Origin of the sequence: Colwellia sp. KU-HH00111 (genome assembly GCF_040362745.1) — a bacterium.
Taxonomy (GTDB): Bacteria; Pseudomonadota; Gammaproteobacteria; order Enterobacterales; family Alteromonadaceae; genus Colwellia.
The window spans coordinates 151,162-174,707 of record NZ_BAABWO010000008.1 but is presented as its reverse complement, the minus strand read 5'-3'; the positions used below and the strand labels follow the sequence as shown (position 1 = coordinate 174,707).

Annotated in this window: 18 protein-coding genes; 6 read left to right on the top strand and 12 right to left on the bottom strand. The window is 36.7% G+C overall.

Annotated features, from left to right (window positions below; all coding sequences use genetic code 11):
• Positions 1 to 240: 240 nt before the first annotated feature.
• On the top strand, positions 241 to 795 hold the full coding sequence (locus tag ABXG98_RS15300; protein ID WP_353539556.1) for a DUF4879 domain-containing protein: 555 nt from the start codon (positions 241 to 243) through the stop codon (positions 793 to 795).
• Positions 796 to 861: 66 nt separating this feature from the next.
• Here the strand turns inward: ABXG98_RS15300 and ABXG98_RS15295 are convergent, their stop codons facing one another.
• A complete protein-coding gene (locus tag ABXG98_RS15295) occupies positions 862 to 1,308 on the bottom strand; it encodes a hypothetical protein (protein WP_101343873.1) in 447 nt (148 codons plus the stop codon).
• A gap of 624 nt (positions 1,309 to 1,932) precedes the next feature.
• Here ABXG98_RS15295 and ABXG98_RS15290 point away from each other — a divergent pair.
• The gene (locus ABXG98_RS15290) at positions 1,933 to 2,481 is read left to right on the top strand and encodes a flagellar protein FlhE (RefSeq protein WP_353539555.1); all 549 of its coding nucleotides are present in this window, start codon (positions 1,933 to 1,935) and stop codon (positions 2,479 to 2,481) included.
• Between the two features lie 52 nt (positions 2,482 to 2,533).
• Here the strand turns inward: ABXG98_RS15290 and ABXG98_RS15285 are convergent, their stop codons facing one another.
• The 3 genes from ABXG98_RS15285 to ABXG98_RS15275 all read right to left on the bottom strand — a co-directional run bounded on the left by ABXG98_RS15285 (position 2,534) and on the right by ABXG98_RS15275 (position 7,002).
• Positions 2,534 to 3,058 carry a hypothetical protein gene (locus ABXG98_RS15285; protein ID WP_101343871.1) on the bottom strand — a complete coding sequence of 175 codons (525 nt, stop codon included), beginning with the start codon at positions 3,056 to 3,058 and terminating at the stop codon, positions 2,534 to 2,536.
• 266 nt (positions 3,059 to 3,324) lie between these two features.
• Positions 3,325 to 3,915 carry a recombinase family protein gene (locus ABXG98_RS15280; RefSeq protein WP_299074323.1) on the bottom strand — a complete coding sequence of 197 codons (591 nt, stop codon included), beginning with the start codon at positions 3,913 to 3,915 and terminating at the stop codon, positions 3,325 to 3,327.
• Positions 3,916 to 4,023: 108 nt separating this feature from the next.
• On the bottom strand, positions 4,024 to 7,002 hold the full coding sequence (locus tag ABXG98_RS15275; RefSeq protein ID WP_353539565.1) for a Tn3 family transposase: 2,979 nt from the start codon (positions 7,000 to 7,002) through the stop codon (positions 4,024 to 4,026).
• 448 nt (positions 7,003 to 7,450) lie between these two features.
• Between ABXG98_RS15275 and ABXG98_RS15270 the strand changes: the two genes are divergently transcribed.
• A complete protein-coding gene (locus tag ABXG98_RS15270) occupies positions 7,451 to 8,797 on the top strand; it encodes a sodium-dependent transporter (RefSeq protein WP_353539554.1) in 1,347 nt (448 codons plus the stop codon).
• Positions 8,798 to 8,856: 59 nt separating this feature from the next.
• Here the strand turns inward: ABXG98_RS15270 and ABXG98_RS15265 are convergent, their stop codons facing one another.
• Positions 8,857 to 9,567, bottom strand: coding sequence for a TIGR01621 family pseudouridine synthase (locus ABXG98_RS15265; protein WP_353539553.1), 711 nt, complete (start codon positions 9,565 to 9,567; stop codon positions 8,857 to 8,859).
• Positions 9,568 to 9,657: 90 nt separating this feature from the next.
• Between ABXG98_RS15265 and ABXG98_RS15260 the strand changes: the two genes are divergently transcribed.
• Positions 9,658 to 12,522 carry a M16 family metallopeptidase gene (locus ABXG98_RS15260; protein ID WP_353539564.1) on the top strand — a complete coding sequence of 955 codons (2,865 nt, stop codon included), beginning with the start codon at positions 9,658 to 9,660 and terminating at the stop codon, positions 12,520 to 12,522.
• 97 nt (positions 12,523 to 12,619) lie between these two features.
• On the top strand, positions 12,620 to 14,209 hold the full coding sequence (gshA, locus tag ABXG98_RS15255; protein WP_353539552.1) for a glutamate--cysteine ligase: 1,590 nt from the start codon (positions 12,620 to 12,622) through the stop codon (positions 14,207 to 14,209).
• A 259-nt stretch (positions 14,210 to 14,468) separates the two neighbouring features.
• On the opposite strand, the gene ABXG98_RS15250 is transcribed toward gshA, so the two are convergent.
• From ABXG98_RS15250 to ABXG98_RS15230, 5 genes are all read right to left on the bottom strand, one after another.
• Entirely contained in the window at positions 14,469 to 15,071 is a 603-nt protein-coding gene (locus ABXG98_RS15250) for a response regulator transcription factor (protein ID WP_353539551.1), read from the bottom strand.
• Positions 15,072 to 15,085: 14 nt separating this feature from the next.
• Positions 15,086 to 16,180 (bottom strand): sensor histidine kinase, encoded by a 1,095-nt coding sequence (locus ABXG98_RS15245; RefSeq protein ID WP_353539550.1) that lies wholly within the window; start codon positions 16,178 to 16,180, stop codon positions 15,086 to 15,088.
• 17 nt (positions 16,181 to 16,197) lie between these two features.
• Positions 16,198 to 17,985: an amidohydrolase family protein gene (locus tag ABXG98_RS15240; protein ID WP_353539549.1), complete on the bottom strand. Its 1,788-nt coding sequence runs from the start codon at positions 17,983 to 17,985 to the stop codon at positions 16,198 to 16,200.
• Between the two features lie 110 nt (positions 17,986 to 18,095).
• The gene (locus ABXG98_RS15235) at positions 18,096 to 18,869 is read right to left on the bottom strand and encodes an ABC transporter permease (RefSeq protein WP_353539548.1); all 774 of its coding nucleotides are present in this window, start codon (positions 18,867 to 18,869) and stop codon (positions 18,096 to 18,098) included.
• Between the two features lie 10 nt (positions 18,870 to 18,879).
• Entirely contained in the window at positions 18,880 to 19,830 is a 951-nt protein-coding gene (locus ABXG98_RS15230) for an ABC transporter ATP-binding protein (protein ID WP_353539547.1), read from the bottom strand.
• A 531-nt stretch (positions 19,831 to 20,361) separates the two neighbouring features.
• Here ABXG98_RS15230 and ABXG98_RS15225 point away from each other — a divergent pair.
• A complete protein-coding gene (locus ABXG98_RS15225) occupies positions 20,362 to 20,952 on the top strand; it encodes a transglycosylase SLT domain-containing protein (protein ID WP_502901565.1) in 591 nt (196 codons plus the stop codon).
• A gap of 302 nt (positions 20,953 to 21,254) precedes the next feature.
• Here the strand turns inward: ABXG98_RS15225 and ABXG98_RS15220 are convergent, their stop codons facing one another.
• Positions 21,255 to 22,559, bottom strand: coding sequence for an HlyC/CorC family transporter (locus tag ABXG98_RS15220; RefSeq protein ID WP_353539545.1), 1,305 nt, complete (start codon positions 22,557 to 22,559; stop codon positions 21,255 to 21,257).
• 41 nt (positions 22,560 to 22,600) lie between these two features.
• Positions 22,601 to 23,374, bottom strand: coding sequence for a cytochrome C assembly family protein (locus tag ABXG98_RS15215; protein ID WP_353539544.1), 774 nt, complete (start codon positions 23,372 to 23,374; stop codon positions 22,601 to 22,603).
• Positions 23,375 to 23,546: the final 172 nt, after the last annotated feature.

Sequence of the window (23,546 nt, the reverse complement as noted above, 5' to 3'; positions counted from 1 at the left end):
GAAATGAACCTCAATCCTATTTTTTAACCAATTTTTTAATTTATAGTTAATATGATTAATCAAAATAAAGCACATTAAGGGGTTGTGCTAATTCTCTCGACAATCATAAAATAACAGTTTAAGTAAAAATGTTTTTCTGCTTTAATAAATTTTGAGATATTAACCTCATATCTCAAAATACTTTCCCTTAAATATTTAAGGGAGTAATTTAACATGGATAAAAGGATGTTTGTTATGAAAATGAAAAGAACGTTTTTAGCTTTAGCTTTGGTTTCTAGTGCTTTTTCAGTAAATGTACTAGCTGCTGATATTGAAGCAGGTGTGGTTAATAAGATAGCAGAGAGTTCTACTTCTTTAGCAATCAATAGCCCGTCTAGTATGTCTGATGAATATGTAGAGGCGTCTTCTGATGCTAAAATTTCATCTAGAGCTGCTGCGTCGGGCATTACATATTTTGAAATAGGGAACATTTATTCTTCAAATTATGGTTGGGAAAATATTACTCCGTCTCAGTCCTCCAGTGGAAATCACGGTGGGGCTACGTTGAATATATATATTTGGCAATTTGGATATGGAAACGTGACTAACGCTACTATGAATGGTATTTCAAAGTCAGCAGGTTTATCTGAATATCGATGTGGTAATGATTTACATGTCTGTGCTGTGGGTGAAACTGTAACTGGTTGGCTATATGGCTTTGACTTTAGTGGTCAGCAGTCAGGCTCGTTTAGTGTTGGTTCGAACTCAACAGCTTCACCCTTTGGTTATTGGAGTGATTCAATTTATATTAATTAATTAGATTGAATTCAGGATTTAAAACGTACGTGACAAGTTATTAATATCCGTGCGTTTTTTACACGTTTAAATTCTATTAGATAAATTTCGTAGTGTTTCTAGTATGTCTATAGCTCTTTCTTTATTCTTTATTTCTTCCATTGAAGCTCCACTTTCTTTAGCGAAAACTAATGATTTACGGGTTGTAGCTAAAAGATCGAACTTAACATCAGGATCTAGGTTCATGCTACGAGGTGCCATTAGGTGCAAACTATCTGTCGAAGATATTAATTTATTATCAATTAAATTTGAAACCATGTTAGCCATTTCTCTTTGCGATATATTAGTAACATCATAGTTCTCGCTAATTTCCTGCCAATTATTTTTAGCATTTAAACCTTCTTTACTTATGCTCACAGTATCGGTTGTATTTTGTCTCTGAATCGTTGTACCTGAAGTCTTTTCCGAATTATATGAAACGCTATTTTGCATTTCATATATAATATTTGATTGGGCATTGTTATTAATATACATATCAGATCCTTTTAAATATTTATACAGCAATGTTATAATTATTTACTTTGCAGTATTTATGCCAACGAAATGTATCTTGATATTTTAAAAAGCATTAACCATAAGGTGCCCTCAAAAATATAACTACTAGGGGTTTTGTACCCATCCCCTCGACATTAACCTTACTTACTCTAAGCTACTGAAAAATATTGCGATCTTGCAAGTTTAAATTTATCTCATAAAACGACCGTTTATTAAGACTTAAATATTCTTGTAAAAAATTGCGTGATAATACGCTGTGCGCGTCTTATCAACCCATCTCAAAAATCAAAAATCAAAATATTAAAAAGTCATTGTTATTACATTTTTTGAGAATGGAATTTATCCCTTAATGCCTATTTCGAGGGGATGGCCGCAAAAGGGTTATGAAATTCAAGGCTGCCTTGTGCGCTAGTAATACAGTTGTCTACAGAGTGTTAAACGAATTATTGTTAACTTATGCACAATACCCCATCATAAAATAATAATTTAAATGAAAAGGTTTTTCTGCTTTAATAAAACTTGAGATATTGACCTCATATCTCAAGATACTTTCCCTTAAATATCTAAGGGATGTAATTTAACATGGATAAAAGGATGTTTGTTATGAAAATGAATAAAACGTTATTAGCTTTAGCTGTTATCACTAGTGCTTTCACTATGAACGCACTTGCTGTAGAACAAAAAGATGTAGAGTTGCAATTTGATCCTAGTACAGTAGAAATTATATCTGTAGATCAACTTGAATCTCCACGCGCTTTAAAATCAGAAGGAGGCATTGAGGCTTTTGCTGCTGCTGGTGCATGGACAAAAGTGGTATATAATCCAAGCCTTTATACAGCAGGTCAGTGGTATCTCGGCCCGTTGATGAGTGCCCCTGCTGGAACATCTCCATCAGCTACAGTTCAAAACATTACTTGGCAATGGAATATATGGAATTATAATAGTAACTTAACAACTTACTTATGTGAAAGCACGCTTAGTCAGTGTGTTAATATAAGTGGAAATTTTGGTGCGGGAGCTAATTTAAGTACGGTTATACCTGCTATACCGGCTAACCGAAGTTGGCGATATGCATTTTATTACGCAGGTAGTGGCACCATTAGTCCCACATTAATAGGGCAAAATGGCTCGATTGCTGTAACGTACCAATAAAAATATCCTCTAGCGGTTTTAAGTTAACTTAAAACCGCTATTCAGAAAATCATTAAGCATAATAATTTACATAGCTAGGCGTTAATTCAACCAGCTTGGCATAAGTTTTAGGTGAACCAAGCCCTTCATTTCCCCAGTGCATTGCTAATTTATATACATCTGATTGTTCATCTTGTAATTTTACAATACTCATTAAAATATCTTTGTTGCTTTTCCCCTCAGCTCGCCCCTGACTGATTAAGTCTTGTTCTTGATTCAGTACACTACGACTTTCTTGTTCTATTTGAGCACTCAAACGATTTATTCTTCCTACTACTTCATCCCCATTATCAGAATTCATAATTTCTCTCAAATTAATCATGCCTGCTGATGGCATTCGGCCTATTAATGAATTAACTCTAGCCTCTAACTCTTCTGGTGTAGCTGATTCAATAAAAGAAATAGCCCCCTTTCGAGCGTCACTGCTATTAACATTCTCAGGCACTTTAGGAGAGTTTTCGGCGGTCTGTTCAACTTTACCAACATTAGAACGGGCTTGTTGTACAGCATAGTTCTGTGAACCAATAGAATTTATCATGTTATTATCCTTAATTTTTTAATAAAAGCTGCATTTTTGTATGAGATATGAACATCAATACTTACTCATACTTTAAAAGCAAATAACATACCAAAAATATTCTCTACTATTTTTAAAGAATTAAGTATGAAAGTACACCCTAAAGTAGAAATATCAGTAGTTTTGGTCAATAAAACGGCAAATAAGGGGCACTGTATAATTTCAAGTAGGCAAGTTATTGCCGACTTAATAAGAAGGTAAACAGGTATTCAATTATAAGACGTACTCTAATCAAGCAAAGTTGTTATTTCAGTTGATAGTTTTTCAGATACATCATTCAATATTCTATAAATGGTCGCTGACCCCAAGTCATAATTTTTTGCCAATTGACCAATTGATACACCTTCTTTTCGTTTAGTATAAATTTCAAAATCTATTACATCGGTTCTCTTGGTTGGCCGACCAAATTTAACACCGTGCTCTTTCGCTTTAGCAATACCTTCTAATTGTCGCTCAGAGCGTAAATCAGTTTCAAATTCGGCAATGGCTGCTAACATGTTAAACATTAACCTTCCAGTGGGAGTAGATGTATCAATTGCTTGGTCAATGACTACTAGATCAATATTTTCAGCCTGAAAGCGTTCAGCTACTTGTGATAAATGAATAACGGAACGCGCGAGGCGATCTAATCGAGTGATCACAAAAACATCGCCTTCTCTAAGATAATTCATGCATTTTTGAAATTCAGGCCGTGAAGCTGTTTTGCCACTTTGTTTTTCATGATAAATTTTATCGCAGCCAACTTGATTTAATTTATCAAGTTGAACCTCTAAACTTTGACCTGTCGAACTGACTCTTGCGTATCCAATTTTAGACATTTTTTTATCGTATATCTTAAGATGTTTTGAGAAAAACATTATGAGAGTAGTTTTGATAATAGTCAAATGTAGTCATCATAAAGTATACTTTTTGATAAGATTATTTTTTTAATCGGCACTACCAAGTGCTTCAATGCCATTTAGTAAACCGAGTAAATCAATTTCTTTACGATCTTTATTAAAAGCATATTCCCCATTCAAATTAATATGCTGCCAAGCGACAGGTGATAACCTTGAAATAATATCAACTACGTCTTGCCTACCATTTTTTTCTTGAATTTGTAAAAATGCCGATAATAGTGCTGAATTATAATAAATAATGCAGTTTGAAATGAGCCGAGCACAATCATTCCATTGTGACACTTGGTAATCATTGCCACCTCGAAACTTATTGCCATTAACTGAAGTAATAGCGCGTTTTAATTGGTGATATGCTTCACCCCTGTTTAGTGCTTGCTGTACATAATGGCGCAGAGTGGAATTATCGACATACTCCAAAACATAAATAGATTTAATTAAACGGTCGTACTCATGAAGTGCTGCCAATGTACGGCTCTTGCCGTTACTTAACTTTCTAATGATAGTGCTTTGTGTGGTAGTTTTTCGGCTTAATGAGCACACGATATGTTGGATTTCGTCCCACTCTTCTGTAATAAGTTTATGGTTAATTTCTTTTATCAATTGAATACGGCCACCGTTCTCTTCAGACACTTCAAATAAATTAAAAAATACTTTTTTCATTTTTGCGTATCGAGGAGCGAACGTATAACCAAAAAAATCTAGAATGGCGAAATTTACATTGTTGGTACCATGCGTATCGGTCGATAAAGTATTTGGCTGTATGTCTGATGAATTATTGTAAAGCAAATCGAAAGCAAAGTGACCTTCGTACTCATTAGCACCAATCACTTGCGTACTTACTGGCACATGGTTTGAAACCAATGTGAGTGCAGAAACCCCTTTGCCTTTTGAAAAGTATTTAGATGAATAACGCGCTTTAAACGTATTAATGCGGCACTCAAACTTTTGACCATCAATACTTGAAAAAAATTGGTTATCATCAACATGGTAATAAGCAAATATTGGCAATGTGGCTATAGCATTAGAAATATTATCATTCGATTGAGTCAGCGTTTCATATCGAATATAACTATCGTCTACACTGCGTAATTTCCCCATTGAACGGTCAGAAATATTCGCCATTTTATATAAGCCGTAATTCGTGCCGTTTGCCAAAATACAAGCAATGAGATCTTCTTTATCTACCGGTGATTTTTCTTTTGTTGCTGATATATGGGTAAACGAATTTAAGTAACCTGTTTTTTGATCGACAAATAGCATTAGTTCAACAATACCCATATGTTGAATCTGATTATAAAGCGGATTTTCAATGGTTTGTTGCCAACGGCTGTTAGGAATTGACCACTTAAGTTCGGCCTTACCAGGAATAAACTCAACGTACTTATTATCGCCACTAAAAATATGTTCACTTGCTTTCTTCAGCTTAATTTCTAATTGTTGGCTCTTATCGGCTAGCGTTTGATTAATGGGCGTAATTAACTTATCAAGGCCAGTATTTTCAATGATTTCAGCCTTGTGCTTCCATTCTTTAGGTTGAATTAAATCTGACGTTAAACTACGATTATTAACGCTTTCTCTAACTGTTAAGTTATTGCTATGAAATAGCTGCTCGGCTTTACGGTAAAGGAAATACTCAAAGCGATTAGCAATTAACTTGGTATTATCACCTTCAATATATTCACGTTCACTTTTAGATACCACATCGAGATTAATTGTTTTTATTGTTTTGAATGCGGTTAATTCTTCGTGAGCCTTGATGTATTGTTCACGCAATTCGTCTTTAAGATGAATGAATTCAATATCAATAGACATAAAAAGTGATCGGATAAGCTTTTTAATTTTACTGGATTGTTTATCGATGAATTGCCATTCGTATTGACGGCCATCAAAGTCGTTATTATCTAAATGATCACTTAACAGTTTAATGCTATTGGCTGGAATAAGCTCAAAAGCTTTTTTACGGACATCTCCAAAGCTTAAATTATCATCCATATCGGTATCGATGAAATACTTTAATAAACTACCCGCAGATTTTAATTTAGTTCTAACAATATTTACATCTTCAACGATACGTTGTTTAGCATAACCTTTAGCTGATTCAGAGAGCTTTCTCACGGAGTAAATAAAAGCGGCTACAAGGTTATCGTTAGTTTCTCGGTACCTGAAAAACAAATAGCAAACGAGGTATAAAATAGTTTGGCTGTCTGCATGTCTTCTGAGTTTATAAACTGTCTTGTGTTTAACTAATGACGCGTAGTATTCAAGGTTTTTGGGGGATAATTTGAGTTCAGCAATAAGCACTTTAATTTCAGGGTAAAGTAAACGTATAGTTTTATGTGTCTTCAACTCTTGTGCTATTTGACTAGCCGAAAAATCTTTAGCCATTCTTTTCAATTTGGCTAGGTCAGTAAAGGTACTATTTGATTCAAGTAATTTAAGTAATATGGCTTTTGTGGAATGAGTTAAATTTTCAGTGAGAATATGCTCAATACGGCTTCGTTCATTTGATAAAACGGTTGAGATAGTGTCTTGTAGTGTTGTATAACCAGCAAGCGCTATTCTGTTTTGACCAAAATAAGCAATGCACTCATCGAAAACATATCGAGGCTCTAAGTTTATTTTTACAACATCATTAAGCCTTTTAAGAAGTAGTTCTTTATCTATTTTACTATGATAATTTGAAAAGCCAGTATAGTTAAGTAGCTTTTTGAACAACTTTGTTTTTGTTGTTCGAGGTAAGTCAGTCAACATCATATCTTTACCATTGAAATATTTAGTTCTGACATAATCAAGATCAACAACAACGTCTTCAAATGAAAAATTAAAAATGATAGGGCGCGATCTAAAGTAGCCTAATAGCAGGATAAAATATACTCTGGTTTCTAATCGTCTTAGCTCATTAACGAGTTTTTGGGTTTCACTATCCAATGAAAAATAGTCTTCTCTGTCTGTATGATTAAAGTTAGGAAGAGCGTAAAGTTCGTTTATTTCAGACGATGTAAGTATTTGAATACGTTTAGTGGTTGGGTTAGTGATGATAATTGACCTTTATAGTTATTTTACACCATCATAACTTATGAATGGCTAATAAATAACCTTAAGGTTCATTTCGAGGGGATGGGCACAAAACCCCTATATATTTCAAGACAGAGCACTCCTTAGCTACTTGATAGTTAATACCAATTTGATTAAATTCTCGCTGAGTGGGAAAGAACTTAATCAACTTGGTATAATTATTATAACAAGGTCAGTTGGTTTTTGTTGTAAATTTGTATAAAGCGTAGTCTTTTGTTTACTAACTTTTTATAGAAATCCTTATCATAACACTATTTTTTTTGTTCACTTTTACGTAGATTATACGGCTACGACACTTAAATCGTAAATAATGGTATAAAGCAATAAACATTAATAAATAACGAGAATAATAAATGAAATTGATAAACGAGTGTACCCTATGAGTACATCAAGAGGCGGCTTTAGCTCGCGTTTAGGATTTATTTTAGCAGCTGCTGGCTCAGCTGTAGGTCTAGGTAATATTTGGGGGTTCCCCACGCAAACGGCAACTAATGGCGGTGCAGCGTTTGTTTTAGTGTATTTAGTGTTGGCGTTTTGTTTGGCTTATCCTGCTTTTATGGCTGAGCTTTTAATTGGTCGATACGGGCAAGCGAATGCGGTTACTTCAATGCAAAAAATGTCACGGACTCAGTGGCAAAAACATTTTGCCTTCATTGTGGGTTTCGGTGGCATTGTCTGTGCAGCACTTATTCTTAGTTTTTATGGGATTTTAGCGGGCTGGATGATGTCTTTTGCTATAGAGCCTGTGACCTCTTTATTAGGTTTCAATCAAGGCTCAACTTGGCTCACTTCTCAGTCAATTGCACGCAACTTAATTTTTACCGCATTGTTCATGCTATTAACTATTTCGATTATTCGTAAAGGTGTTGAGGAAGGAATTGAAAAGTGGTCTAAGCGATTAATGCCAATGTTAATTGGTTTGTTAATTCTTTTAATTATTTATGTGTTTACCTTAGAGGGGGCAGCCGAAGGTTTTTCAGCTTATTTAAACCCTGATATTTCAAGAGTGTTTGAACCTGGTTTATTAATCAGTGCTCTTGGCCAAGCATTTTTCTCTTTATCGTTAGGGACAAGTGTTATGATTATTTATGGCTCTTACATCTCAAAAAAAGAGAATTTAGTTTCACTTGGCGCACAGGTCACTTTAATTGATGTCTCTATTGCGTTTTTAGCGGGTTTATTAATTATTCCGTCTATGTACGTTGCCCAATCGCAAGGGGTTGCAATATTCAGTGATGATGGCAGTTTGATTTCAGGACCCAATTTAGTATTTGATGTTTTGCCTACACTCTTTGATGGTATGGGGGCTATAGGTCTTTTTGTTGGTTTTGGTTTTTTTGTGCTCATGTCTATTGCTGCGTTAACCTCAAGCATTTCAATGCTAGAAGGGCCGGTTTCCTTTGCCGTTGAACGCCATGATGTTGATCGTAAAAAAGCAACAACTTACGTTGGTTTGGGGATTTTTGCTCTGAGTGCGCTTATTGTCTTAAATTTTGATCTGTTGTTTGGTTTAGTTATTGCCATTTCTACTGTTTATGGTCAACCAATGATTGCGATGTTATGTTGTGTTTTTGTTGGCTGGATTTGGCATCGAAGCGACATACTTGAGGAAATTAAACAAGGTAATGACACAGTGCAAGACACGCTGTTTTGGAAAATATGGCCTTGGTATACTAAGTTTGTTTGTCCAAGTGCTATTGCTATTGTGTTCTGGCATTCCCTATAACAAGCTAATGCATGTATATGTATGCTTCAGTGCGACATTGTTGGCCTAAATACTTTTAATTAAAGTTTAGGCCAATTCAACAGCCATGGTTGTTGAATTTCAGCTATCTGCTCTTTACATGTATCTGTTAGGTAGCTTTCCCCTTTGTTTGGTGCTAAAACGAACTCATAACGCTGACCTAGAAATTCAAAACACAATGCATAAGCATGTAAGTAAGCGCGATCGGCAGGTGCATTTGTGATTTTTTTTGTACAGGCTTCATACAGGGGATCACCGAGTATCGGTGCGCCAATACTACTTAACGCGACGCGAAGCTGATGGGTTTTACCTGAATGTGGCTTTAATAAATACAAACGCTGTTTGTTGCCAATATGATAAGAGAAAAATTGGGTAACCGCTGGGTTATCCATAGTGCGCATAAGTTTGAACATTCCCCTACGACTTTTGGCCATGTCACCTTTAATTAACCCTTGCTTTTTAGTTGGCTTTTTAATGCTTATAGCTAGGTAGTACTTTTCAACTTGATGGCTATCAAAAAGTTTGCCAAATATTTTTGCACTTTGATAATTTTTTGCAAAAATAAGCAGCCCAGAAGTTATTTTGTCTAACCTATGTATCGGATAAAGCGTGGTCACATTAAATTGTTGTAGCATGTACTGCTTTACTTGTGAAAACAGCCCGGCGCCTAATTCACCTTCATCATGAAAGCTAACTTCAGTATTTTTAGCGATAACCACAAAATCATTGGTCTGATTAATAATTTTAAACATTTAATAAGTCTACTTAGTTCGATTCTTTGTTATGATAATTCAATCGTTTTACATTTACCTTGATTACAGGATGTTAATTTGAAAATTTCCATGCATTTTATAGTAAAGCTTGCTGTTATCGCTTTATTTAGTTCATTATTATTTGCTTGTACAAGCCAAGAAAAATTTATGCCCAGTGCACAAAGCATAAGTTTACCAGCAGGGGTAACCTTAGTTGAACATGTCGTTGGACAAGAAGGTCGGTTAGCAATACCCTTTAAAAAATATAGCCTAGCTAATGGGTTAACTGTTATTTTACATCAAGATAACTCTGATCCGTTAGTTCATGTTGATGTTACCTACCACGTTGGCTCGGCACGTGAGCAATTGGGGAAGTCGGGATTTGCGCATTTTTTTGAACATATGATGTTTCAAGGATCAAAAAATGTTGCAGATGAACAGCATTTTAAAATTGTCACTCAAAGTGGTGGTAATTTAAATGGCACCACCAATACCGACCGAACCAACTATTATGAGACAGTACCGAGAAACCAATTAGAAAAAATGCTCTGGCTTGAATCGGATCGCATGGGGTTTTTATTAGAAACCATCACCGAAGAAAAGTTTGAGATCCAACGGGCAACCGTTAAAAATGAGCGAGGCCAGAATGTTGATAATCGTCCTTATGGTCGGTTAAATGAGACTATAAATCAAATGATGTATCCAAGAGAGCATCCTTATTCTTGGCCTGTTATTGGCTTTATGGATGATCTTGAACGTGGCACAGTTAAGGATCTTAAAGCCTTCTTTAGTCGTTGGTATGGACCAAACAATGCGGTGTTAACGATTGGTGGCGATATCGATGAAACAGAAACTTTAGCATGGGTTAATCAATATTTTGGTCATTTAAAACCAGGACCCAAAGTTGAGAATATTGCTAAACAGTTAACTAGTTTAAATGATGACCGTTATTATTCGTTTAGTGATAATGTTTCTCTACCTTTATTGTATATCAGTTTTCCAACGGTTTATGGCATGCATGAAGATGAAGCTGCTTTAGATGTTTTTTCAAATATTATTGGTAATGGTCCCACCTCGTTACTGTACAAGAATTTAGTTAAATCGGGCGTCGCGGTGCAAGCAGGGGCAAGTCACCCTTGTAAAGAGCTGGCCTGTCAAATGAGCTTCTATGCTTTGCCCAATCCTCAGCAAGGCTTAGCATTAGCCAAACTCAAACAGGTGATTGATGCAACTTTGTTGGAGTTTGAGCAAAGAGGCGTTAAAGATGAAGACTTATTGAAAACTAAAGTGAGTATTGAAACAGGCACAATTTATGGGTTACAAAGTGTGTCTGGTAAGGTTTCAACGTTAGCGCATTACCAAACGGTATTAGGTAATGCTGATTATACTGAGCAACAAGTGGCACGTTATAATAATGTAACCAAAGCTGATGTGATGCGCGTGTACCAAAAATATATTAAAGGTAAAGGCGCGGCGATATTGTCAATTTTCCCCCAAGGCCAGAAGCATCTCATTGCTCAGGCTGATAACTTTGAGTTGCCTGATACCGCTAACCCTGAAGAAACAGAGCCGTTAGATACGGCTATTATCAAGAATACCAGCCATTTTGATCGTAGTATTGTGCCTCCTTCGGGTGCTAACCCGCAAATTCATGTACCGACACTTTGGCGTGATGAATTCACCAATGGCTTAGATATTATTGCAAGCCAAAACAGTGAAACACCGACGGTAAGTTTGTTGTTAAGCATTGAAGGTGGCCCTTTACTTGACCCTATAGAGAAAGCTGGCCTTGCTTCACTTAGTGCAAGCTTAATGAATGAAGGTACCACCAATTACACCAAAGAAGCTCTGTCAAATGAATTAGCAAAACTCGGGAGTGATATCTCAATTAGTGCATCAGGGCGAAACACAACGATTAGCGTTAGCTCATTGGTAAAAAATTTAGATGCAACCTTATTACTTATGATAGATATGATGTTAAATCCAGCATTTAACGAGGACGATTTTAATCGGGTGAAAAATCAGCTCATTCAAGCAATCGAGCAAGGCAGTAAAGATGCAAGTACATTAGCCAGTAGAGCATTAAAGCAAGTCATGTATGGTAAAGCTAATCGAGTTGGCTTACCTAACCATGGAACATCTAAAACAGTTGCGATGATTAGCCTTGATGATGTAAAAGGTTTTTATCAACAATACTTTTCACCTAAGCATGCGAGTTTAGTGATAGTTGGAGATATCACTAAAAATGACATCTTGCCTAAGCTAAGTTATTTAAAGTCGTGGCGAGGAAAAGATTATAGTATTCCAGCGTATGGTGCATTCCCTGATATTACGCCCAATAAACTTTATTTTGTTGATTTACCTAAAGCGAGTCAATCTGTTATTAAGTATAGTCGCAGAGCGATGGCTTATGATGCAACAGGAGATTATTTTAAAGCAACGCTAATGAATTATCCGTTAGGAAGTGCTTTTAATAGCCGGATCAATTTAAACCTGAGAGAAGACAAAGGTTATACTTATGGCGCTTCTAGTTATTTTTCGGCAGGCAAAACGTTAGGTAGCTTTACCGCTGGTGCGAGTGTTAAGAAAGAGCACACCTATGATGCTATGATTGAAATAGAAAAAGAGTTAAACAAATATCAACATCAAGGGTTAACATACAGTGAAGCAGAGTTTATGCGTCAGGCTATTTCTCAAAATGAAGCGCTTAGTTATGAAACACCACGGCAGAAAAGTGGATTTTTACAACAGCTATTACAATTTAATTTACCTAAAAACTATGGTGAGCAGCAAAGCCAAATCATTAATACGATTAGCCAAAAACAGTTAAATGATATTGCGGCAAAAGAATTAAGCCAGCCGATGCAATGGATTGTGGTCGGCGACGGTCAAGTTATCAGACCACAACTAGAAAAAATGCAATTAGAGGTTGTTGAGCTGAAATTAGCAAAATAGTTTCAGCATTTTTATTTTAACCATTGAAAATTAACAAAAGCCCCTCATTTATACCTCATTAAATAGGGGCTTATGCTTACCACTGCTAGGAATTATTTTGACATTATCATTAAACGATTATATTGACGCTTTCAATCAAGATGACAAGCTTGAAGCGCTTGCTGGTATCGGGCGGGGCATTGAACGTGAAGCGTTAAGAGTGTTACCTGAAGGAAAACTTTCTCAGCATGGCCATTATAGCAACTTAGGTTCCGCACTTACCCACAGTGAAATCACTACAGATTACTCTGAAACCTTATTGGAGTTTATTACCCCAGTTAGCTACTCACCAGAACATGCTATTGCTCAATTACAAGATATTCAAAAGTATACCTTTACCAATATAGACGGTGAATTATTATGGCCCATGAGTATGCCTTGCTTTGTTGATGATGCTGATAAAGTTCCTTTAGCTCAGTATGGCAGCTCTAATATTGGTAAAATGAAAACCGTATATCGGCAAGGTTTGAAAAATCGCTATGGCTCTATGATGCAAGTAATTGCAGGCATACATTTTAATTTTTCATTTTCACAAAATTTTTGGCAAGTTGTACAAGATCTACAAGCACCCAACAGCAAGCAACCACTGAATGATTTTATTTCTGAGCGCTACTTCGCTATTTTAAGAAACTATAAGCATTATTGTTGGTTGATTCCTTATTTATACGGTAGTTCACCTGCACTTTGCCAGTCATTTTTGCAAGGAAAAGATCCCAAGTTACCGTTTAAAAAATCACCTAGTGGAGCGCTATATTTAGATTATGCTACCTCGTTACGAATGAGTGATCTGGGTTATACCAGCACAGAGCAGTCAAGTTTAAAAATTTGTTATAACAACTTGCATGACTATGTTGATGGCGTACAACAAGCCATAGGATTGAAATCGACCAAATTTTCAGATATTGGTGTGAAAGTTGACGGTGAATACCAGCAACTTAACACCAATGTTTTACAAATTGAAAATGAATTATATGCTCCGATCCGACCTAAACAGGTAATAAAATCAGGCGAAAAACCGTCGCAAGCCCTGCGTGAAAGAGGGGTTGAGTATATTGAAGTCAGAGCACTTGATGTTAACCCCTTTGTTGATACGGGTATTAGTATTGAACAAATTCATTTTTTAGATATTTTCATCACCTATTGTGCTTTCATTGAAAATAATCACCTCGATTGCGATTTACAAAAAAAATATGAAGACAATATGAATGAAGTTGTTTTACGCGGTCGAGATCCACAATTATTGCTAAGTGATGTTAATCATCAAGGACAGGTTAGTTTAAAATCTATAGCTACATGGGGAAATGAGCTATTTGATCAGATGGCACAGGTAGCGACTCTGCTAGATAAAGCTTATAAAACGACGCAATACAGTGCTTCAATTGATAGAGAGCGTGCCAAAATTAATGATGCAAGCTTAACGCCTTCAGCAAAAATTTTGGCGCTGATGAATGAACAAAGCCTTAGCTTGTCATCATATTCATTAGACCAAGCAGCAAAATATCGTGAGGAAACGTTAGCTAGAAACTATCAATTTTACTCACATCAGCACTTTATTGAAGGTGTAGAAAGATCACACCAAGCACAACGTGAAATAGAAGCGAGTGATACGTTGAATTTCGATGATTTTTTGGCTGACTATTTTAAATAATTAACCAGTCTTATCAGAACGCTGATGCTTGTATTGACTGTTTAATTTAAGAAATGAAGACAAAAAAAGCAAAAAAAATGCGCTTACAATAAGTAGCGCATAAAACACTAAAGGGATAACAATACTCTTAATAATAGAGTCTATTTTTTGAACTAAGTTCATTTTATTTATAAATATATTTTGAGATGAATAGGTTGATTTTCACTATTTCCTTGTTTTTTATTGGGTTAGTTTGAACAGATTAACCAAGTTATTTTAACTAGAGCCAGCCTTTTTGTTTGGCAATTCTGGCAGCTTCTACCCTGTTTTTAGCACCAAGTTTTGATGATGCTTCGGATAAATAATTGCGTACAGTGCCGGCAGATAAATGAATCAGTTTAGCTATGCCCTCTGTTGTTTTTCCTTCAGCGGCAAGTCGAAGCACTTTTCTTTCTTTCTCGGTTAATGGGTCGTCATCGGCCCAAGCTTCTGTGATTAATTCAGGTGCAACAATAACTTTCCCTTGATGTACCTTTCTGATCGCATCGGCAAGTGAATCTGAAGAAGCGTCCTTTAGTAGGTAACCTTTCACTCCCGCATCCATTGCTCTGCGCAAATATCCCCCCCGGGCAAATGTTGTCAATATCATCACTTTGGCATTATGGTTAACCTTTTGTAATGCTTGCGCCAATTCAATTCCGGTCATTTCAGGCATTTCTATGTCCGTTAGAACAATATCAAGGTGACACTGTGTCGACATTTCAAGGGCTTGTTTACCATTGTTTGCTGTTTTTACGACTTTCAGATCATCTTCTAAGTTTAGTAATGCTGATAAAGCACCTAATACCATTGATTGGTCTTCGGCGATCAAAATGTTAATCATAAATAGTCCTCCAATTAAACCAATGCTAAGGTGAATTGCAGTTGTGTATTTGGCTTCATTATCAACTGCATTTGTCCACCAATGTTATTGATACGACTACGCATACTTTGAATACCTGAGTTTTCTTTGAATGCTGGTATTTGCCCTTGATCAATAATGGTTAATGTTAATTGGTTATTGTGTTTTGTTAAATTGACTTGCACGCGCTTGGTATCGGCATGACGAATAACATTGGTGATAGATTCTCTAATGATTAAGGCTAGCTCAGATTCAACTTCTGGTGGTAATTCGCACACATCAATATTTTCTATTAACGTTATCCCAGCCGCTTGGGTGGCAACGCTTGCTTGCAATAACTCTTGGGCTATAGTTGCCTTATTATAGCCACTAACAGCACCTCTGACTTGGGCGAGAGCTGTTCTAGAAAGTGTTTCCACAGCTTTTATTTCATCGTTAATCTTAGATAAAGCCATCCCTTTATCAATCATTTTGCTAGCGAGCTCTGCTTTTAATGTGATAACAGACAAGCTGTGACCGAGTAAGTCGTGTAAGTCTCGGCTGATCCTTTCACGCTCTGCCGTTGCTGCAATTTGTTGGATTTCTTGCTGTGATTGCTTCAACGCTTTGTTTTTATTTTGCACTTCAACTTGATGAATATTTAATAGGCCGATAATGCAGGAAAAGAATAAAGCAGAAAACCAGAAAAACACACCTTGGTTGGTTAACAAAGTAAATACTACAACAAAAACAAGTACAAATACCAGGGCAAGAAAGGCTTTGGCACGAGGGGAAAACCCGCAACAAAACCCAGCAGCATAAACAAAAAAAACACTTGCTCCAGAATTAATGCTAGCCATAGCACTACCAATTAAGCAAATAGCGACAATATATAAAAATAATGCTTTTCCTTGGCACCAGTAAGCACGAAAGTAACAGACAAGAAAAGTAATCACGCCTGCAACCACAATACCTAGCTCAATACCCTGCACAGGTTTAAAATAAAAATGGAAAAAAAACATTCCTAAAAAAGCTAAAATAACATAGGCACTAAAGCCAATATCATGCTCTTTAGGCAATAAAAACTGGTGTGATTTAACAAAAATATTCATTGTCTTAGCCTAACCATTTACTGTAACCAAATATCATCAAAACTCATGTTGACTTCATCATGTGTTTTACCAGCAACCAGGGCAACAGCACTTATTGATTGCAGCAGCCCTTGGGGTACTTGCGCCAAAGATAAGTGTATATCGTTCCAACTAGCAGTAACAGTAAATATTATTTCGATTGGTCGCATTGGTTGGTGAGTAGAAAAAAGCAGTAACTTATAATCGCCAACTTTACCTTTAGCTTTAAAATTAATGCCTTTCATCGATGAAATATCGAGCCCTTGGGTGGTTGATGGTGTTAAGGGCAGGTATATTCCAGCCCAAGGGAATGAAAACTGCGGATCTATTTCTCCGGTAATGTGGATAAAAGCACCCGTTGCTGAGGTCGCCAGTACAAATTGAGCGGTTGATTTACCCTTAAACATTTCGTCGGTAGTAATCATCCATTGGGTTGATAACCCAGACATTAAGCTGGTATCAAAATCACCAAGTTTGATAGCCTGTGTGATTTTTTTTGTCTCTAACGTATTCACCGCTTTTTCAATTTTGAAACCATTTTTGAAAATAGCATGTATTTTTCGGGTATTATTGATATTGGTTTTTGGATCATCATCGAGTAAGACTAAATCGGCCTTCATCCCTACTTTTAGTAAACCACGATCAGTTAAGTTGAATGCTTTAGCAGGGTTAGATGTAGCTGCTTTTAGTGCCTGTGTAGGTGTTAAACCACTTTGTACTAATAGTGCTAATTCACCATGCAAGCTAATACCGTGCGCGGTTCCTGGGTTAGGAGCATCAGTACCCGCTAAAATTAACACGCCAGCATCTAAAAAGGTATTCACGTTGTGTTTGGCTTGTGCTGAGGCTGAAGCGTTATGTTTGTTACTGAGCAGAGTACTAAGTTGTGTTTTTTGAGCACTAAGATCAAACCCTTGCTTTTCAAAGTCACTAAGAAGTTGTTGACTGTTTTTTGCTCCAGCCATTGAGTCCATTACTGAAAGGGTAGGGATAATAAATTGTGAATTTTTAGCCATTAAATTGACTAGGGGAGACATATCAGTTTTATCCATAAAGCTATGAACTAAGCCATTAGCACCCGCTTTAATGGCATCTAAAGCGGACGGGTAATTACTAATATGTACCACGGCTAATTTTCCTCGAGATTGAGCTGAAGCTATCACGGCCTGCAGTGTTTCTTGATTAATTGATGGCATTCCTTGCGCATTAGCATTATAAACAATTTTAATATAATCTGAGCCTTCTTCTACACGGGATGAGACAAACATTTCAGCTTGGGAAGCATTTTTAATGGTAGGTATTTTAAAGCCATATTCAGTACCATGCCCATTGGGAGCCGTCACTAAGGTACCCGCTGAAAACAAGTCGGCTTGTTGGCTGTTTTTTTGGTTATCTTGTCGTAGCTCACGCTGAGTTATAGCAAAAATATTATTAGTGAACATATCTAACTCAGTGGTCACACCAAATTTAACCGCTTTTGTCAGTGCGTCACCCCAAGCATGGGTGTGAGCATCAATCAGACCTGGAATGATGGTTTTACCTTTACCATTGATTATTTTTGCCTGTGGATATTGGCTAACTAGGTTACTGCCCATTGCGATGATAAGCCCTTTAGAAAATACAATGTCTGTTTCAGGTAGCCAGCTTTCTCCATCGAATAAGTTCGTTTGGGTGATAATCGTGGTGTTATTATTTGATTGCTTTTGTTTTATTTCAGGCTCAGGTAACCATAAAAAGAAGGCAACTAGCGACAGTATTATTAGGATAACAGCTATATTTTTAGACATTAGGGTTTACTCTTTTCAATGTGATTAAATCAATGTGTTGTTGGTTTGTGTGTATAAGTTTCTTCATTGCGAAGAGCATTGGTTATAGCTAATACTTCGCGCTGCTATCGCTATTGGCTTTGACTTTTTTTATAGCCCCATATAGCAACAGCGATAAATGCTCCAGTGCTCAAAAGTAAGGCTAAAAGGTGAATGACTATGGGCTGTCCTATATCCATGTCGATAATTTTTAATGCTAATTGCGACAGATGAAAAGGAGGAAAGATATTAGCGATGTACTGTAACCATTGAGGAAAATAATTTATTGGAATCCACAAGCCTGATAAAAATGCTGAGGGTAAATAGATTAAATTGAGTACAGCAACAGCAGCGTTGCCTTTGACTAAAAAGGCAACAGCTAAGCCTAGAGCACAAAATGGCAAAGTGCCTGCGAGAAGCGTTATCGCTAAAGATATCCATTGTGTTCTGGTCAGTAAGACCTCGCCAAAAAGTGCACCAAGACAAAATAATCCGATGATGATTGCACAGGCAAATACCATGGCACTGTATAATTTGGCAAACATAAATTGCACTGGTGGCATCGGAGAAACCTGCTTAACGGCTAACCAGCCTTTATCTCTGTCATTTGCTACGCTAGCACCAAAGCCAAATAATGCCGGACTCATAATGCCAAAAACACCATAAGTTACCATTAAAAAGGTTGGCATTTGCCCATTCATTCCTTGTTGACCAAATAGCAAACCAAAAAAGAAGTAAAACATTAGTGGAAATAATAACGTTGGAATAATAAAGGCTGGCTCTCTAAGTGCCATGTTAAAATCTAATGCACACTCCTTTTTGAGCGATGCCATAGAACTGGGAAATCTTGATGATAACGGGTACATAAATATCGCCTTATAGTTGCTGTGTAGTAGTGTGATTAATTTGGATGACACTGGCTGGTGCTTTATTGTTTTGTGAATGAGTAATCTGCCTGAAGGCTTGCTCAAGATCTGTGGTTACAATGGTTAAATCTGTTAATGATGAATCGGTATTTAGCCAGTGTTTTAAGGTGTGCTCGGTATTTGTTGACATTACTTCAACATATTGACCTAGCATATTGGCACTGATTACATTGGGTAAGGCCTCAAGCCAAGGGAGTGATTGACGCGTTTTTGCTTTAATTTTTTTATGCTCAAAGGTTAGTTTTATTTCGGTAGGTGTTCCATCAGCTATAATTTTTCCTTGTTGTAACACCACGACTCTATCGGCGAGTGCATCGGCTTCTTCAAGGTAATGGGTCGTTAAAACAATCGTTTTCCCTCTTGCTTTCAAACGGGTTATAACCTCCCATAATGTACGGCGTACCTCCACGTCCATGCCCACACTTGGTTCATCCAAGAAGAGCAAGTCGGGGTCACCACATAAAGCTAACGCCAATAAAACTAGCTGTTTTTGACCGCCCGATAATTGACCAAAGCGTTTATTGGTGATTGCCTCCAAACCGAGTTGTGCGATGAGTGATTCAGCACAGATAGGAGTTGGATAATAGCTTGAAAAAAGCCCTATCAGTTCACTCACTTTTGCGCGTTCAGGCGCAGTACTATTTTGTAACATAGCACCAATACGATGCTTTACTTGAGAAAGTGATTGCTTTTTTGTGCCCTTATTCCCAAATAAGGCGATGGTGTCTGGTTGACAAGCTAGCCGGCCTAAAATTAGATTGATGAGTGTTGTTTTACCTGCACCATTACTTCCTAGTAAACAAGTTAGTTTTCCTTGTTCAATGGTGAGTGATAGCTCATTCAATACGGGGGTATTGTTATAACCAAATGATAGTGATTCGATAGCTATGGCTGCATTCATTTTACTCTCCAACTATTCAACAATAGTATTTATGATGAGAGTATTTTCGGGGATTGCATCAGTTTTTGTTAGAGATGTTTGTCATCAGCTGACATGACAATTGTCATGTCGCGCAACGTTGAAGATGATAAATAGATTTTGATAAAGATAATTATGCTAAAAGAAGCAAAAAAAATGCGCTTACAATCGTAGGCGCATAAAACATGAAACACTAGGGAATAACATTACTATTAAGTCAGAGTGTAAAAAAACAATAAAGTTCAAAGTATTTCAAAATAAAAATAAATATAAATATAAATATGGGAAAAAAAATGCGCTTACAAAGGTAGGCGCATAAAACATGAAACACTTAGGGAACAACATTACGTTATATAAGAGTGTGTTTAATTGGTTTAGTTCATTTTATTGTGAATAAATCTTAAAAATAATTAAGTTAATAATGCAAAACAACATAAAACTCTGGCACTATTGGAGCTATCACTATGAGTCAATAATTTTTTTATGCTTAACCTTAAATCTATAGGTGTGACTTTGGTAGCAATTTTATTGTTATCAAGTTGTGCAACACCACCCCCTAAAAATCCTGAAAATATTTGTGAGATATTTCGTGAGCATAGCGATTGGTATGCTGCAGCAAAAAAAGCGCAAGATCGCTGGGGTGCTCCTATTCATGTGCCTATGAGTATGATGTATCAAGAAAGCTCATTTAAACATGATGCAGCGCCGCCAAGGGATTATCTTCTGGGGTTTATACCTTGGGGACGAGTAAGCACTGCTTATGGTTATTCGCAAGCAAAAACCGTCACTTGGGATGATTATATTAAAGAAACGGATAATGATGGTGCAGATCGTGATGACTTTGAAGATGCTATTGATTTTATGGGCTGGTTTATTGCTAAAACACAGAAGGTTAATGGTTTGTCAAAATGGGATGGTTATGGCCAATACCTAAATTACCATGAAGGCTGGGGCGGCTATAAACGTAAAAGTTATAAAAATAAAGCTTGGTTGCTCAAGGTGGCCAGAAAAGTAGATAACCGTGCGCGTCGCTATGCCAGCCAGTTAAAAGCTTGTGAAGAAGATTTAAATCATGGTTGGTTGTGGCTGTTGTTTTTTGGCTAATTGGCTCAGAACGGGTGTTGTAAATTTGTCTGAGAAATAGTCAGTGTAAATACATCAAAAACCTTGCCACTTTGCTATTTCTATTAGTAAAAAACCGCTAAAGCCTGTGCTATCTAGCTTAGCGATTTATCAACTTTTTTTGTTAAAAAAAGATGTATTTTTTATTAAAAAAACGGTTGAAATAGTAAAAAGCAGATACAAATGGGCTTTGAGATTGTTATCCACAGAAATTGTGGAAAGCTATTTTCCTAATATTGCTTGTGGATAACATTGTGGTTAACTTTTTTGGTGATGAAAGAGAATTATACTTCTTCTACTTCTTCACTGACAAAATATTCAGGCATTACCCGTACTGTGTTTATTCTATTTTCTGATACATCCACTATTTCTATAGGGTAGCCAGAAATACGAACACTAATATTGGTTTGTGGAATGTCTTCTAAGTGTTCAATAATTAAGCCGTTAAGGGTTTTAGGTCCGTCTGTTGGTAACTGCCATGACATTTCTTTATTTACATCACGAATACTAGCGCTACCATCAACTAAGTAGCTACCATCAGGCTGTAGTGTTACCTCTTCACTCGCTGTGGGTGTTTGTGTGGTAGTGAAGTCGCCAACAATTTCTTCTAAAATATCTTCTAAAGTGACTAATCCTTGAATATCACCATACTCATCAACCACCAAACCTAAACGTTCTTTTGCATGTTGAAACTTGAGTAATTGTACTTTTAAGGGGGTGCCTTCAGGAATAAAATACAATTCTCTTACTGCACGTAATAACGTTGCTTTGGTGAATTGGTTTTTAGACAGTAGCTTTAATGCATCCCGAGCGTGTAGGTAACCCACCACATCGTCTATGTTGTCACGATATAATAGCACCCGAGTATGATGTGCTTGAGTCAGTTGTTTTTGAATTTTTTTCCAATCATCATTGACGTCAATACCAACAAGTTCGCTTCTTGGGATCATAATGTCATCGACACTGACTTTTTCTAAATCAAGAATACTCATCAACATGTTCTGATCTTGCTCGTGCAGTAATGCGCCAGACTCATTTACCACAGTACGTAGCTCTTCACTACTTAAACTGTGTTGTTCTCGTTGCTCTGAGCTGATACCTAACAGCATTAAAATACCGTTAGTGATCCAGTTTACGGCAATCACAAAAGGGAATAATATTTTTAATAGTAGGGTTAAAATAATAGAGCTAGGAAATGCAACTTTTTCGGGGTATAGAGCAGCAAGCGTTTTTGGCGTCACTTCAGCAAAAATAAGCACCAATAAAGTCAGTACAATAGTTGCAATACCAAGGGCAAGATCTTTGGAGATACCTATATCAACGGCTAGTCTTAAGGCAATAATGGTTGCAATGGAAGAAGCGGCTATATTAACTAAATTATTACCAATTAAGATTAGGCCAATCAGTCTATCCGGACGTTCTAGTAATTTACTAACTCGTTTAGCCCCTTTGTGTTTTTCTTTTTCAAGATGTCTCAATCGATAGCGATTAAGCGACATCATGCCGGTTTCAGAGCCAGAAAAATACGCCGAAGCAAGTATCAGTATGCCAAGAATAATAAACAGCATCTGAGTTGATATGTTATCCAAAAAGGGAATCCTTTATTGTAATTAAACAGTAAGTAATGTGGTTAAGATAGCAGAAACTCTTTCACGAATCGACTACCAAAGTATGACAAAGTTAAGAATGCGCTGGCGGTAATTGTTAGTGCTAACACGCGGTGACCACGCCAACCTTGTAGATAATGTCCAATCAGTATAATGGCATAAATACAGAGCGCCACTAATGATAAAACTGTTTTGTGGATATTTTGTTTGGCAAAAAAACCTTCTAAAAAAGCGAGCCCAACGATTTCACTTAACAATAAACACATTGTCCCCACAGCTAAAATAGTAAAGAGTTGTTTTTCAACTTGCATTAAAGGGGGGAGGTGCACCACAGCCGTTAAATTTTTGCTTTTTAACTTAAAATTAATATAAGAGACTTGGAATGCATACAAGGTGGCGATGATTAAAATACAATAAGCGATTAACGCAAGGCTGATATGACTAACCAGAATGATTTTTTCAGCCGCTAGCGGGATGAATTCCGTTGTAGGTATAAATATTCTAGCCAGTTGCCAAATACCAGCAAATCCATATATAACAGGTAATAACAAATTAACCTTTGACCGTAAGGCAACCATTGAAATAGTGATAGTAATGATTAAACTGACCAGAGAAATAACGTTTGCTAGACTAAAATTGATACCGTCAGGTTTAAAAAATAATTGTGCATCGTTAGATAAATGGATTGCGATAGCCGTGGTAGCCAGTATTAGCACACGTTCAATATTAGGGCCATTCGGGTGAAATAAGCGAGAGACAATTGCCATAGTGGCGAGCATATAGGCGATAAATGCCATGCTAGATCCAATAACCAAAAAATCCACTAAAGTATGCTCCTAAAACGATAAAAGGTAATTTTTACTGATTCTATCAGAAATGGCGTCAACTGCCATGACAAAAAATCGCTTTGCTTGATCTATATCCTAACAAGCGCAAAATACCGCAATTAAGCTTCATTAGGGGAGCTAA

Coding starts and splice junctions, on each gene's coding strand:
- ABXG98_RS15300 (WP_353539556.1), top strand. CDS start 241: ATGAAAAGAACGTTTTTAGCTTTAGCTTTGGTTTCTAGTGCTTTTTCA.
- ABXG98_RS15295 (WP_101343873.1), bottom strand. CDS start 1,308: ATGTATATTAATAACAATGCCCAATCAAATATTATATATGAAATGCAA.
- ABXG98_RS15290 (WP_353539555.1), top strand. CDS start 1,933: ATGAAAATGAATAAAACGTTATTAGCTTTAGCTGTTATCACTAGTGCT.
- ABXG98_RS15285 (WP_101343871.1), bottom strand. CDS start 3,058: ATGATAAATTCTATTGGTTCACAGAACTATGCTGTACAACAAGCCCGT.
- ABXG98_RS15280 (WP_299074323.1), bottom strand. CDS start 3,915: ATGTCTAAAATTGGATACGCAAGAGTCAGTTCGACAGGTCAAAGTTTA.
- ABXG98_RS15270 (WP_353539554.1), top strand. CDS start 7,451: ATGAGTACATCAAGAGGCGGCTTTAGCTCGCGTTTAGGATTTATTTTA.
- ABXG98_RS15265 (WP_353539553.1), bottom strand. CDS start 9,567: ATGTTTAAAATTATTAATCAGACCAATGATTTTGTGGTTATCGCTAAA.
- ABXG98_RS15260 (WP_353539564.1), top strand. CDS start 9,658: ATGCATTTTATAGTAAAGCTTGCTGTTATCGCTTTATTTAGTTCATTA.
- ABXG98_RS15250 (WP_353539551.1), bottom strand. CDS start 15,071: ATGATTAACATTTTGATCGCCGAAGACCAATCAATGGTATTAGGTGCT.
- ABXG98_RS15245 (WP_353539550.1), bottom strand. CDS start 16,180: ATGAATATTTTTGTTAAATCACACCAGTTTTTATTGCCTAAAGAGCAT.
- ABXG98_RS15240 (WP_353539549.1), bottom strand. CDS start 17,985: ATGTCTAAAAATATAGCTGTTATCCTAATAATACTGTCGCTAGTTGCC.
- ABXG98_RS15235 (WP_353539548.1), bottom strand. CDS start 18,869: ATGTACCCGTTATCATCAAGATTTCCCAGTTCTATGGCATCGCTCAAA.
- ABXG98_RS15230 (WP_353539547.1), bottom strand. CDS start 19,830: ATGAATGCAGCCATAGCTATCGAATCACTATCATTTGGTTATAACAAT.
- ABXG98_RS15215 (WP_353539544.1), bottom strand. CDS start 23,374: ATGGCATTTATCGCCTATATGCTCGCCACTATGGCAATTGTCTCTCGC.